Origin of the sequence: Hahella sp. HN01 (assembly GCF_018986435.1) — a bacterium.
Lineage (GTDB): Bacteria > Pseudomonadota > Gammaproteobacteria > Pseudomonadales > Oleiphilaceae > Hahella.
In genome coordinates this window covers 1-12,307 of sequence record NZ_JAHMIN010000049.1, presented here as the reverse complement: position 1 = coordinate 12,307, position 12,307 = coordinate 1, and the positions used below count along the sequence as shown (strand labels likewise).

Genomic DNA, 12,307 nt, shown 5'->3' with positions numbered 1-12,307 from the left:
GAACTGGCTACATGGATGGAGCGCCGGTCAGTTGGAGTGATTGGAAATGGGGAGCTGGACTGAGCCGGCGGCGGACTCTGGCGTCGCTACCAGCCGATAGCTGGCGAACGCCATTGATAAGGCCAGTTGAAGATCACGCATAGGCGAACATAGGCGTGCGCTTGAAAGTCTTGTCGTACTCTGATTCTGTCATCAACTTTGCGATATCTGATTCCTCCATAATTTTAACTATGAGCAACCAGCCGTCGCCGTATGGATTGCCGGCGTCTATGGAAGGATGGTTATTGACGCCAACGATGTAGCCTGAAACGGGTATGTAAAATGGCAGCACTTCGCCATCTTGGGTTTCAAGCGTCCCAATCTGTTCTCCCGGGACGTACACCTTGTTGTAGTCCACATCACAGGACAGTTTTATAGAGCCTTTTAGACCTGATACAAACTCTGTTACGCCAACGACAGCAAAGCTGGCTAGAATGCGGACCCATTCGTGACATGAATAGTATTTTAGTGTGGATAGAGTCCCAGACATGATGTCTCCTGGTCGGTTACAGCATTTAGGGGTATTAAATTGGCAGGTGGGGGGAAACCTGAGAGAAATGCCGGTAGCGATACCCGAGCGCAAGCGGTAGCAAGATGCCAGTGCAAGGTGCATCTCTTACCCTATGCCTTATTCATGGGAAAAGATATCTTTTGTGTGTTTGTTGATCATATTGTAATGCGGCATTACCTAAGCCTCAGCGAGGGATGAGCATATTTCCGTTGTTTTCTTGAGTCACTGTCTTCTCCTCCCGAGACACAAGCTTCTGCATTGGGCAAGTCGCCTCTTATGAACTAACTTTTCTGAAGTGGGGTGTCTCACGTCGATCTGTTTTTCAGGAGGAAATCAGTGTGAAAAAACGTTTCCTATTGTGCCTTGTCTGCCTGACCCAGGCGGCGATGGCGAGTAAGCGCGATGTGGATTCGCTGTTTGAATATCTCCGGATCGATCGCGATATTCCGTTGTATGAAATGCCGCGGGCGGTGCGTCAGCGCATAGAAAGCATCGCCGAGCAAGTGAGGACCAGTCGCGAGGATGGGCTGATCATGGAGCGCAGCAGCTACACAGACCTGAAAGCCTACGTCGAGGACCTGCTGAGCGATATGGAAGTGGGCTCCGGCGCAGTCTATGTATGCCCGCCTCTGGAGATCTACGCGCAAGGCGATCGGCGCATGCCCGATGGCCGCATACGTCGCGATACGGTGGGTCGCATCAGTGTGACCGGCGATTGCCGCTGGTTCGGCGGCGGCGACAATGGGCAGACCGGCTGGCTGGATATCGATAAGTTCTGGAATTGCTCCGGCAATGTGCAGTACGACTATGGGCAGGCGTATTTTGAAGCGGGGGAAAAGTCCGTCAAGGTCGCGGACACGGAGTATTATTCGGTTTACCCCCTGGAAGAAAGTCACGATATCGTGGTGTACGGTCAGGTTTCCCCTTCTCGTTGCATACGCTGCTGTCCCTGACGCGTCCTGCGTACTCTTCATCTGAGCGCGTCGCTGTTCACGTCGGACGCGCTGTTTTATCCTCTTGTTATGAACCTTAATCCACAGGCGTAAGCCGGGAGGGGAGCATGGCGCAAGGGGATGTGACGCGACGCAGGCTGTTGCAGGGAATGGCCGCCGCGGCGCTGATGACGCAGATGCCGTCAATCCGGGCGCGTAAACCTGACGCCACGCCGCTGGCGCGACCGATACCGTCCAGCGGCGAAATGCTGCCCGTCGTCGGATTGGGCAGTTGGATCACTTTCAACGTTGGTAATGACCGCCAGCTGCTGAACGAAAGCGCCGCCGTTATTGACGCGTTTCTGCAAGCCGGCGGCGCGCTGATCGACTCCTCTCCCATGTATGGCTCCGCTCAAGCCACCATTGGCTACGGTCTGGCGCAATCCCGACTGAGCGATAAGGCGTTTGCTGCGGATAAAGTCTGGCTGCGCGACGCCGATGAGGGGCCGCAGCAGATTGCGGATTCCCTGTCGCACTGGCGGAAGCCCCGTTTTGACCTGCTGCAGGTGCACAATCTGCTATCCTGGGAAGCGCATCTGGATACGTTGCAGGCCATGAAGCAGCGCGGTGATTTGCGCTACATCGGCGTCACCACCTCCCATGGCCGCCGGCATGACGCCATGGAGCAGGCGATGCGCCAGCGCCCTCTGGATTTTATACAGCTCACCTACAACCCGCTTGATCGCGAAGCAGAACAACGTCTGTTGCCGCTGGCGGCGGAGTGGGGCATTGCGGTGATCGTCAATCGACCCTTTCAGCAGGGTGACCTGACCCGTCGCCTGCGACGCGAACGACTGCCGGGGTGGGCCGCGGAGATGGGCGTCACTTCCTGGGCGCAGCTCATTCTCAAGTTTATTCTGTCCCACCCTGCGGTCACTTGCGTGATTCCCGCCACCACCCGGGTTGACCATGTGCGCGAGAATGTTGCTGCGGCGACGCCGCCTTTCCCGGACGCTAACCAGCGCAAACGTATCGCAGACGATTTACGGAAACGGCTCGCATGAGTGAATGGTGGACCTATCGCCCGGAACATTTTCTGCTGTTTTCCAGTCGGGTGTACTGGCGCTTATTTGAGTTATACAACCAGGCCTGGTGGCCCTGGCAATGGCTGTTTCTGCTGATGGGCGTTGGATTGCTGGCGATGATGGCGCGTCCGCGGGTATGGAGCGGCAGGGCGGTCAGTTTGAGCCTGATGGCGCTTTGGTTATTCGTCGCCTGGGCCTTTCTGTGGCGGCGCTATGCGACTATCAACTGGGCGGCGCAATATGTCGCCTATGCGTTTGTGGCGCAGGCGGTCCTGCTGTGCTGGCTGGGCGTCTTCAGAGACCGGGTGGTGTTTGCGCCATTCGTAGATAAGCGCTTCTGGTTGGGAGCCTGTCTGTTTCTCTATGCTCTGCTGGCGCATCCATTGACGACGCTGCTCTTTGACAGACCGCTCATTGCCGCGGAAGTGTTTGGCATGACGCCGGACCCTTTGGCGATAGGGACCCTGGGGATCACCGTGGCGATGTCAGGCGGCGTCGCCCGCTGGCTGACTCCAATTCCCGGCGCTTGGTGCCTGGTCAGCGGGTTAACCCTGGATACCCTGGCGGAGCCTTGCGCCTGGATTCCGTGGCTGGCGTTGTGCTGGGCGTTGGCGGCCTTCTGGATCGGGCGGAAAGCGAAATCCGCCTCTACTTAGTCGTGTCCCGCAGCAGACGGGCTAGGCGTCCCGCAACAGGCTGGCCGGTTTGATTTGCAGACGCCGCATTAAGTAACGCGCTCCCAGATTTAACGTGATGGCGCTGACGCTGAATGCGGTGACGACGCCCAGCCAGATGAGATCTTCAGAGGGCAGTTTCAGGCGCAGATGCAGCAGGGGCAAGGCGATGGCGGAACCGAGCGCCACGGCGAACAATGAGGTTATCAACGCCAGCAAGGCGTATTCCATATGCAGACCACGCTTGATCACCGACATCCTGGCGCCGAGAGAATGCAGCACGGTAGCGTCGTAAACCTGGCGGGCGCGACCGGCGGCCATGACGCTGGTCAGCACTAATAAGCTGGCGGCGAGACTGACGCCAGCCACTACCGCCAATCCTGCGCCAGCCTTGGCCAGCAGTTCCCGCGCTGTGGTCAGCAGGACGGCGGTGCGTACGGTGATGACGTTGGGGGCGATCTGGGCGACATGGTTTTGCGCCGATAACGCGTCAGCGTCGCTCATATAGGCTGCCCCCACATAGCGATGAATGAACGGCTCCAAGGCGCCGTCAGCAAGGATGCCTTCAAACCAGAAGCGGGTTTGCAAGCCTTTCTGGCTGAAGATGGCGGCGACTTCCGCCTCCAGCTCGCGGCCTTCGATCTGAAAACGGATGATGTCGCCCAGTTGCAGACCAAGTTGTCGCGCCTCCCGGTCCTCCATGGCCAGATTAGGGAGTCCCGCCTCGCTCAGGGGGGCATCGTCCGCCCACCAGGCGCCTTCCACGACGGATACGTTGTCGATGTTATCGACGGAGTAGCTGAGCTTGTATTCATCCTGCTGGGTGTCGCGCAGCCGTTCCAGATCCTGGCTGAAACGCTCGCTCAACGGACTCCCGTTGATGCTGAGAATACGCGACCGCACCAGCGGGGCCATGTCGAGACGGGCCTCGTGGGGGCCTTGTATGGCGGCGACCACCTCATCGTACTGATAGGGAAAAACGTCATACAGCACCAACGCGGGAGACTCTTCTGGAATGGTGGCGTGAATGGCTCGCACCAGCGCGGCTACGACCAGTGTGGACGCCACCAGCAACGTCAGCGCGGAGCCCAGGGATAGCAACGATGTTCGTAGTGGCGCATTGGGGCGGTGCAGATTGGCGACCGCCAGCCGCAGGGTAAAACGCCCGCTGAGAGCGGGATGACGATCCAGCGCCATGGCGCCGCGCCTGAGTAAACGCACCAGGATATCCAGCAATACCAGCAGCAGCCCAACCACTGCCACGAAGCCGGCGCCAAACAAGGGATCGGGCAGTGCGGTGAGCACCAGCGCGATAATCGCTCCGGCGCACAACAGGGTCGCTATTCTCCAGAGGGAGGAGGGGCTGTTAGTTGTGGCGTCGGTTCCTCGAAACAGGGCGGCTGGAGAGGCGGCGAGGGCTTTCCCGATAGCGGGCAGGGCGAAGGCGTAGGCGGTCAGCAAGCCAAAGGCGAAGGCCGCCAGACTGGGCGCGGCCAACACGCTGGCGGAGGCGGCGATGGGAATTTCCGTGGCCGCGGCTTCCGCGCCAAGCAAGGCCATTACTCCACCCAATGTGGCTCCCGCCAGACTGGCGCCGCCCGCCATGATGCCGGTCTGCAACAGGTACAGCGCCGCCAGTCTGCCATTGCGCAACCCCAGCGCGCGTAACGTGGCGATGGTCTTCAGTTTGCCCTGCAGGTAAGCCTGAATACTATTGAATACCCCCAAGCCGCCAATGAACAAGGTGCTGAAGCCGATAATCAGCAAGCCGGAGGCGATCTGATCCAGACGCTCGGAGATGCGCCGGCTGCGGTCTTCAAAGGTGCGCACTTCCCAGGGTTGCTCGGGAAAGGCCTGATAAAACTGCTCGCGCCACGCCAGCGAGGGCGTACTGGTGCGCACGCGGTATTCATAATCCACCCGGCTGCCGGGTTGTATCAGGCTGCTTGCCTGCAGCGCCTCTTGGGACAACAATACCGGCGCGCCCCGCCAATTGGCGTTCAGATTACGGTCCGGCTGATTCAGCGTGAGTGCTCGCACTTCCAGAGTCAGTGAGCCGACTTTGACCTTATCGCCGACGCGGAGGTTGAGTTTGTTCGCCAGACTGGGATCGATCGCCGCTCCCCAATGTCCATTGACGAAGGCGGTGACTTGCGCCAAATCCGCAGCCGGCTCCAGGCTTAACTCGCCATAAAGAGGGTAGTTGGCGTCCGTGCTTTGCAGTTCCACCCGCAGGAAAGAGCCATCCGGCCCGCCCAGCATGGTGTCGAGTTCCGTCACCAGAGAGATATCACCCCGGGCGCGCATCCAGTCCAACGTCGCCGGCGGCAGCGGCGCGTTGCTGTCCACTTCCAGATCGCCGCCCAGCAACATGCGGGTATCCGCCAGCAAGGCGGCGCTGATCATACGATAGAGTCCGCCTGACGCCGCCACCAATGTGACGCCCAGCAGCAGGCAGGCGCAGAATACCCACAGCGACCGACCGCTGGCGCGCAGGTCTCGCCAGGCCAGCTCAAGCAGGAAGCGCATGAGGCTCCTCCACCAGTTTGCCTTCATGCAGGCGCAGCACCCGGCTGCAGCGTTTGGCGATCGCTTCGTCGTGAGTCACCATCAATAGCGTGGCGCCGGCTTCGCGGTTGAGATCGAACAATAGGTCGCTGACTTTTTCGCCGGTGTGCAGATCAAGGTTGCCGGTGGGCTCATCCGCCAGCACCAGTTTGGGAGCGTGCACCAGGGCGCGGGCGATGGCGACCCGTTGCTGCTCGCCACCGGACAACTGCGAGGGATAGTGGTCTTCCCGTTGCGCCAGCCCGACTTTCACCAACATTTCCCGGGCCCGTTCGCGGGATTGCGGGCGCCCGGCGATATCCAGAGGCAGCGCCACATTGGCGAGGGCGGTGAGGCTTGGAACCAGATGAAAAGATTGGAAAATGATGCCGAGTTTGTCGCGCCGCATATCCGCCAGGCCGTCCGCATCCAGCGTCGATAAGGCCGCTCCGTCCAGACGGATTTCACCCCTTTCCGGCTGCTCCAGACCGGCCAACAGGATCAGCAGGGTTGTCTTCCCGGAGCCGGATGGTCCTATAATGGCCACTGTTTCACCGTCGGCGATGGCGAGGTCCACGCCGGAAAGCACGTTCAATCGACGGCTCTCCAGCGCATAGGACATGGTCAGGTCGTTCAGTTCAATCATCGGTTCACCGGTTGGGATATTGGGGCTGCGGGCTATTTCAGGCGCGCCGGAGGCGATCCCAAAACGACATAGACCCTAGCGGTAATCACTGACTGACTGGGGCGCGGGCATCGAATAAAAAGCCAAGTCGACGACTGCGCCCTTTATCTCTGCAGCCATGTTAGTAAAAATAGACCTTACACCTCTAGAGACCAAAATGTTCCTTCTACATACGAGAAACCATCATGGAAATAATTAAGACCCTGGGCGAGTTCATCATCGACCGGCAGAAAGACTACCCGGACGCCAGCGGCGAGCTGACCTCGCTGTTTTCCTCCATCCGTCTGGCGGCGAAGATTCTGCACCGTGAAATCAACAAGGCGGGCCTTGCCGACATTACCGGCGCCGCAGGCGACGAAAACGTGCAGGGCGAACAGCAGCAGAAGCTGGACGTGTACGCCAACGAGCGCTTCAAGAATGCGCTGGCGCAGCGGGGCGTGGTGTGCGGTATCGCGTCTGAGGAAGAAGAACAGTTTGTCCGCTTTGAAGAGACCAAGAACCTGGGCGGCAAATATGTGGTGTTGATCGATCCTCTGGACGGTTCTTCCAACATTGACGTTAACGTGTCCGTGGGCACCATTTTCTCGGTGTATCGCAGAGTTTCTCCGGAAGGCGAGCATGTGACCGAAGAGGACTTCCTGCAGCCTGGTCACAGGCAGATCGCCGCGGGTTACATCATCTACGGTTCCTCCACCATGTTGGTGTACACCACCGGCAACGGCGTCAATGGTTTCACCTATGACCCGACCATCGGCGTATTCTGTCTGTCCCACCCGAACTTGCGCATTCCGGAAGATGGCACCATTTATTCCATAAACGAAGGCAACTACATTCACTTCCCTGAAGGGGTGAAGAAGTACATCAAGTTCTGTCAGGAAGAAGACGAGGCCACTCAGCGCCCCTACACCTCCCGTTATATTGGCTCCCTGGTGTCGGACTTCCACCGCAACCTGATCAAGGGCGGCATTTACCTGTACCCGACCTCCAGCCGTTATCCGGAAGGCAAGCTGCGTCTGTTGTACGAATGCAACCCCATGGCGTTCCTGATCGAGCAGGCCGGCGGTAAGGCTATCGCCAATCCGGGCCAGCGCATTCTGGATATCGAGCCGAAAAAACTGCATCAGCGTTGCCCGCTGTTCGTCGGCTCGCCGAAGATGGTGGACAAATTGGAGAAGTTCATCAGCGAACTGGGCTGATTACGCCTACCGCTTATTGCAAAACGGCCCCTGGCGGGCCGTTTTCTTTTTTGTGGGCGTTATAGATACAGGCTGGCGTATCGCTGTGGCGCCGCCAGAGCTTTGAGCATGTCTAAAAACACGGTCTTCAGGTAGGAAGAGAGCATCCCGTCGCCATGATCAACGGCGTGAAGGGCTCGGGCGTAGGCCGCCAATTCCTGCTGTGTTGCGTCGTCGAGTGCGGCGACCTTTTCGTAAAGTTTGTCCGCAAGGTAGTAAAGCCAGATATTCTCGGCACTGTCATCATCAACCGCGTCAAGTTGTGTGGGATCGACCTTCTTGGCCCAGGTCTTCGCTTTTGTCGTCAGCCATTTCAATAGGGCGTTGAACTCTTTCTGGGCGTTTTTGGATAAGGTGGCGTACTGACGCCGCTCTTCGGCTTTGGCCAAATCCAGAGAAGAGGAGGGGAGTTCTTGCATGGTCGCGCCGGAGGCCTGCAGCAAGGCGACGATGGCTTGATGCCCGCGTTCGGCGGCTTCCGACATTGCAGTGGCGCCGTCTGCGTCCTGCAACTCGGCCTGTGCGCCATGAGCGAGCAGGCTTTCCACGATGCGGATATGTCCTTTAAAGCAGGCGGCCATTAACGGCGTGCGCCCGCTGCTTTCGGACTGGTTTACCTTGGCTCCGCGCTCCAGCAATAGCGCCACCATCTCTTCGCTGCCTGCGTGGGCGGCGAGCATCAGGGGTGTCCAGCCGTCATGGCGGGCGGCGTTGACATCTGCGCCTTGTCCAAGCAGTCGCGTCGCCAGTTCCGGCTGGTGATAGGCGGCGGTTTTCATCAACGGACTGGTTCCATCATCCATGGCGAGGTTGACGTCCGCGCCGGCCGCCAGCAGACGCTCAACAAGTTCAGGGCGCCGCCATTCCACCGCCATGGCCAGGGCGGTAGCGCCCTGCTTACCTTGGATATTCACGTCCGCGCCCTGCGCCAGCAGATAATCGACCATGTCTGCGTCGCCGGCGGCGCAAGCGATAATCAACGGGGTGCTGCGCTCCGTGGCGGCGAATGGGCTGCGCGTATTCAGGTCAAGTCCCGGGTTCTCCTGAAACAGCCGGCGTAAGCCTTCTAGATCCTGCTTCACCGCTGCATGTATCACCGCTTTGACTAATTCCACCAGATGACCCCATCTACTATCTGCTTGATAGGGTCATCAAAGCGGAAAGCGGTCGCCAATGCAACACACCAAAGTACAGCGTTATTTGTATTCGCCTTTGCGGGATTCCTGCAGATATTTGTCGTAACGGCCATCTGCAATCACCTTCTTCAAACCGCTATTGAAGGCGTCGAGAAGGTGTTGGGCATTGGGCGTTTTCTTGCTGATTAAAACGGAGTATTTACGCGGCTCCAGGGTTTTGGGATGGGGGATCAGCTTATCCCCAAAGCCGAAACGGGTGATGCTCTCTATGCCGACTTCAGTATCCTCCAGCACGATATCCAGGCGCCCGGCGGCGAGCTTTTTGTAGTTGCCTTCTTCATTGCCGATACGGTCAATTTTGACGAGGCCCTGAGTCTCCAGCTCTTCAATCCCGTAGGCGTAGCCGATGATGCCGCCGACTTTGTATTTGGCCAGATCTTCCGGCGCACTCCAGTCGATGGGATTGTCTTTGTTATAAAACAGGGAGGTGCCCAATGTCGCGACGGTGTCGGAATAATAAAAGTCCTTGGCGCGTTCATCGTTATAACCCCAAATCAACGTTCCTTCGAATTTGCCTTCTTTGGCGTCCTCATAACCACGCTTCCAAGGGAGAAATACATAATCCACCTCGATGCCTTCCTCTGCAAATGCATCCTTGACGATCCGGGACATAAATCCGTGATGCTTCAAATTCTCAGACAGATAAGGCGCCCATTCACCGTTCGCCAAAGTAATCTTCTCCGCCTGAGCAAAGGAAGTGATTAGACACAAAACAACACTGACAATTAACGCTTTCATATCATTCTTGCCTAATTCAACGTGCAGTTAGAAAAAGGAAGCCAAAGCGGCCGCCAACCTAAAGCGCCTCTATTTGGGCGTTATTAGGAAAGTATAGACATTAACTGCGAAGGCGGGCGCAACCACGTCTGGCGCTGCGTAAATCCAGACGTGGGTCATTGAGAAGACGTCGGTGTCTGGTCGCCAATATAACTATGTGCAGACCATTCCCCGGTATTTCCATAGATAAGCAAGTTCGAAAAAAGTGTGAAGGGATAGCGGAACGAAAAGCGCCATCCTCGTACAAGCATAGGGAATAACGCGTATCTCTCTATGCGATAAAAATAACACTTACGAACTTAACAAGGATCTATGGAATGTCAGTTCACAGAATAAATGGAATAGACGCGGTTTCTGCAATACACCCTCTACGTCGTATTATTTAGTGTAGGTTTGTGCAGGGTGGCGCGGGTTCCTGCGGGTTCTCGCGTACTTGGCGGAGCGTCTCGACCTATGTTATTTGGCCCTAATTCCCTCTCTCCTGGGCTATTCTCTCTCCTCCTACGTTCTGGTGTTAAGTTGGTGTACCAGACTTCACAAAAGCATTTTTCCTTTATAAACAGTATGTTGTGAGGCGTACCAATCGAGTGGTTTGATAGCTGATTCGCTGGGGAAAATGCACAAGATAGAGGAGATTAACTTTGAAGCTTACATTGTTATTATTCGATTTAGCTATCTCTCTGTTATAAAATTGCTCATGAAGCATCCAGACAAGTAGGTATTATTGATGGATGCTCCAATCAGCAGCTTTCTGCTTAATACCAACACATGGATGGAGGTGTTTATGTCAAAAGGTAAAGGCTCTTCACAAGGTGGGGGTAAAGGCCGCCCATCAACTGGTTTCCCGGGTGGGAACTGGCCTAGCACAACAGGTAATCCCTCTGGCAAAGGACGTGGCAATGGGCCATCTAAGGGTAAGTAGTTAAACCCACACAATTGCTGCCACCGCCTGAGAGCAAGCGATCTCAGGCGGCAGTTTCGGCCAGTATTCGAGAATACGGTTAAGGCCAGTGAGTTAAAAAAGAGGCTTATTACAAGCCTCAATGTCAGTGATTCCTTCATCACCATCAGTTCCAGTTTAAGCGATAAGTGATTTAATTGTTTGCATATATTTCGATAGTTATCATTTCTATTGGTTTATCACAGACAATATCCTGCAGAGCTTCTGCGCATTATTATTTCTCCTTGCTATATTGAAGCCTTTACTTGTCACTCAAATAGTAGACAGTACAAGAGGGAATTATGGCTTCTTTGCAAGGTTTGTTGTTGGAACAAGGTGGCAGATGTTTTTACTGCCGAAATCCGCTCGAGGCTGAAAATGCCAGTATTGACCATGTGTTGGCTAAATCTCTCGGCGGAGATAATTCTCGAGACAACGAGGTCGCTTGTTGTAAACGTATGAATTACCTGTTTGCCAACATGACGCCGAAACAAAAACTCAATGCTATCCTAACTTACTTTGGCGGCATGCCTTGCGGCGGAGGCGTGTCCGCTCCTATACGGGAAAGCGAAAGGGCGGACGTTTGCGTGACCGCTCATATTAGACAGGGTAAACCCTGTATTTCGGGCTCACGAATCGCTGTCACGGACGTGCTGACTTTCCTGGCGGACGGGATGTCTGTCGCGGATATTCTGGAAGATGTTCCCAGTCTTACCGCCGCCAAGGTGCGAACAGCCTTGCTGTATGCAGCTGAAAGGTTAAGCAGAGATATAGCGGACCACGATTAACTGATTTAGTTGGTATTCCGCCTGTCTATCGTATTGTCAGATTTTGATCAGACCTGACAGACTGCTATGAACGATTAGCATAATGAAGCCTGCGCAACAGGAAAGTTTGAAGCGCCAGCGGAAAATCAGTTTTTGTTAGCGCGTTCCTTAGAACACTATTTACCAGCATAGTAGGCCTTACTTTTTTCGAGCAGAGGAAAGTCCAACAAAGGTATTCCATAAGAAAAACTCGGTTCAATCGATTCTCGTTTAGATTTTGGGTAGAAGTGTTGATGGTCTGGACCGAATGGTACTTCTGGGTGGTCGTTAGCCGAATCAATACGATGAACTTGCTTAGTAGAAGGGGTAAACAGCATGTAGGCATAATCCGTTAGTGTGTTCAGTCGAAGCAGCCACGACCAACCATCTTGCATTGTGAAACGAATTTCCCAGCCACGATTTCTTTTCACGGGTTTATTGAAATTCGCATTCAATTTTGAAGCAATTATATCTGATATAGGAGAAATAAATTCATCTGGAATATGGTCTAACTTAATTAAGTCAGGAATGTCAATGTTTAGTAAAAATAAAGTGCCAAAGAATTTCAGTATACAGGGGTACTCTGTTGCTTCTAATTTATGAGGGCCGCAAAGCGAAATAGATAGCATGACAGTGCGAAATTGACTTAATGTAGTCGTGGCATGGTGGCCAGCTGAAGCCCCGCAAACGGCACAACCATTTCCTTTTGTGACTAGCATTATGATCCTGCCCACAAAGATTAGACACGTCATTAAGCGACTTTCGATACTTCATAACTCTCTGGGCTGAGATATCCATTTGCGCTGTGAAGACGGGTTCGATTGTAATCCACTTCGATATACTCAAACACGGCTTCACGCATTTCTTGACGCATTTCTTG

Annotated in this window: 12 protein-coding genes; 5 read left to right on the top strand and 7 right to left on the bottom strand. The window is 55.3% G+C overall.

What is annotated here, in order from left to right:
* Positions 1-133 precede the first annotated feature (133 nt).
* Positions 134-529, bottom strand: a complete 396-nt coding sequence (locus tag KP814_RS29125) for a glycine cleavage system protein H (protein ID WP_216740066.1) — start codon at positions 527-529, stop codon at positions 134-136.
* Positions 530-888: 359 nt separating this feature from the next.
* Between KP814_RS29125 and KP814_RS29120 the strand changes: the two genes are divergently transcribed.
* The 3 genes from KP814_RS29120 (at position 889) to KP814_RS29110 (ending at position 3,223) form a co-directional block, all read left to right on the top strand.
* Positions 889-1,503 (top strand): hypothetical protein, encoded by a 615-nt coding sequence (locus KP814_RS29120; protein WP_216740065.1) that lies wholly within the window; start codon positions 889-891, stop codon positions 1,501-1,503.
* 107 nt (positions 1,504-1,610) lie between these two features.
* Positions 1,611-2,546, top strand: a complete 936-nt coding sequence (locus KP814_RS29115) for an aldo/keto reductase (protein ID WP_216740064.1) — start codon at positions 1,611-1,613, stop codon at positions 2,544-2,546.
* A complete protein-coding gene (locus KP814_RS29110) occupies positions 2,543-3,223 on the top strand; it encodes a DUF6064 family protein (RefSeq protein WP_216740063.1) in 681 nt (226 codons plus the stop codon). The genes KP814_RS29115 and KP814_RS29110 overlap by 4 nt, the downstream gene beginning before the upstream one ends.
* Positions 3,224-3,244: 21 nt before the next feature.
* On the opposite strand, the gene KP814_RS29105 is transcribed toward KP814_RS29110, so the two are convergent.
* Positions 3,245-5,770, bottom strand: coding sequence for an ABC transporter permease (locus KP814_RS29105; RefSeq protein ID WP_253938715.1), 2,526 nt, complete (start codon positions 5,768-5,770; stop codon positions 3,245-3,247).
* Positions 5,754-6,434: an ABC transporter ATP-binding protein gene (locus tag KP814_RS29100; RefSeq protein WP_216740061.1), complete on the bottom strand. Its 681-nt coding sequence runs from the start codon at positions 6,432-6,434 to the stop codon at positions 5,754-5,756. The genes KP814_RS29105 and KP814_RS29100 overlap by 17 nt, the downstream gene beginning before the upstream one ends.
* A 224-nt stretch (positions 6,435-6,658) precedes the next feature.
* Here KP814_RS29100 and fbp point away from each other — a divergent pair, with 224 nt between their 5' ends.
* Positions 6,659-7,669 (top strand): class 1 fructose-bisphosphatase, encoded by a 1,011-nt coding sequence (gene fbp / locus KP814_RS29095; protein WP_216740060.1) that lies wholly within the window; start codon positions 6,659-6,661, stop codon positions 7,667-7,669.
* 59 nt (positions 7,670-7,728) lie between these two features.
* Here the strand turns inward: fbp and KP814_RS29090 are convergent, their stop codons facing one another.
* Both KP814_RS29090 and KP814_RS29085 read right to left on the bottom strand, forming a co-directional pair.
* Complete coding sequence (locus KP814_RS29090; protein ID WP_216740059.1) at positions 7,729-8,823, bottom strand: ankyrin repeat domain-containing protein; 1,095 nt, start codon at positions 8,821-8,823, stop codon at positions 7,729-7,731.
* Positions 8,824-8,904: 81 nt separating this feature from the next.
* Entirely contained in the window at positions 8,905-9,642 is a 738-nt protein-coding gene (locus KP814_RS29085; protein ID WP_216740058.1) for an ABC transporter substrate-binding protein, read from the bottom strand.
* A 1,281-nt stretch (positions 9,643-10,923) separates the two neighbouring features.
* On the opposite strand from KP814_RS29085, the gene KP814_RS29080 reads away from it, so the two are divergent.
* Complete coding sequence (locus KP814_RS29080) at positions 10,924-11,409, top strand: DUF433 domain-containing protein (protein WP_216740057.1); 486 nt, start codon at positions 10,924-10,926, stop codon at positions 11,407-11,409.
* A 155-nt stretch (positions 11,410-11,564) separates the two neighbouring features.
* Here KP814_RS29080 and KP814_RS29075 read toward each other — a convergent pair whose 3' ends face one another.
* Positions 11,565-12,146: a hypothetical protein gene (locus KP814_RS29075; RefSeq protein WP_216740056.1), complete on the bottom strand. Its 582-nt coding sequence runs from the start codon at positions 12,144-12,146 to the stop codon at positions 11,565-11,567.
* Between the two features lie 32 nt (positions 12,147-12,178).
* Positions 12,179-12,307, bottom strand: a 129-nt coding sequence (locus tag KP814_RS29070; RefSeq protein WP_216740089.1) for an IS3 family transposase, incomplete at its 5' end; no start/stop codon positions are given.

Excerpts from the sequence above, each read along its gene's own strand:
- KP814_RS29125 (WP_216740066.1), bottom strand. The coding sequence starts at position 529 with ATGTCTGGGACTCTATCCACACTAAAATACTATTCATGTCACGAATGG.
- KP814_RS29115 (WP_216740064.1), top strand. The coding sequence starts at position 1,611 with ATGGCGCAAGGGGATGTGACGCGACGCAGGCTGTTGCAGGGAATGGCC.
- KP814_RS29110 (WP_216740063.1), top strand. The coding sequence starts at position 2,543 with ATGAGTGAATGGTGGACCTATCGCCCGGAACATTTTCTGCTGTTTTCC.
- KP814_RS29105 (WP_253938715.1), bottom strand. The coding sequence starts at position 5,770 with ATGCGCTTCCTGCTTGAGCTGGCCTGGCGAGACCTGCGCGCCAGCGGT.
- KP814_RS29100 (WP_216740061.1), bottom strand. The coding sequence starts at position 6,434 with ATGATTGAACTGAACGACCTGACCATGTCCTATGCGCTGGAGAGCCGT.
- fbp (WP_216740060.1), top strand. The coding sequence starts at position 6,659 with ATGGAAATAATTAAGACCCTGGGCGAGTTCATCATCGACCGGCAGAAA.
- KP814_RS29085 (WP_216740058.1), bottom strand. The coding sequence starts at position 9,642 with ATGAAAGCGTTAATTGTCAGTGTTGTTTTGTGTCTAATCACTTCCTTT.
- KP814_RS29080 (WP_216740057.1), top strand. The coding sequence starts at position 10,924 with ATGGCTTCTTTGCAAGGTTTGTTGTTGGAACAAGGTGGCAGATGTTTT.
- KP814_RS29075 (WP_216740056.1), bottom strand. The coding sequence starts at position 12,146 with ATGCTAGTCACAAAAGGAAATGGTTGTGCCGTTTGCGGGGCTTCAGCT.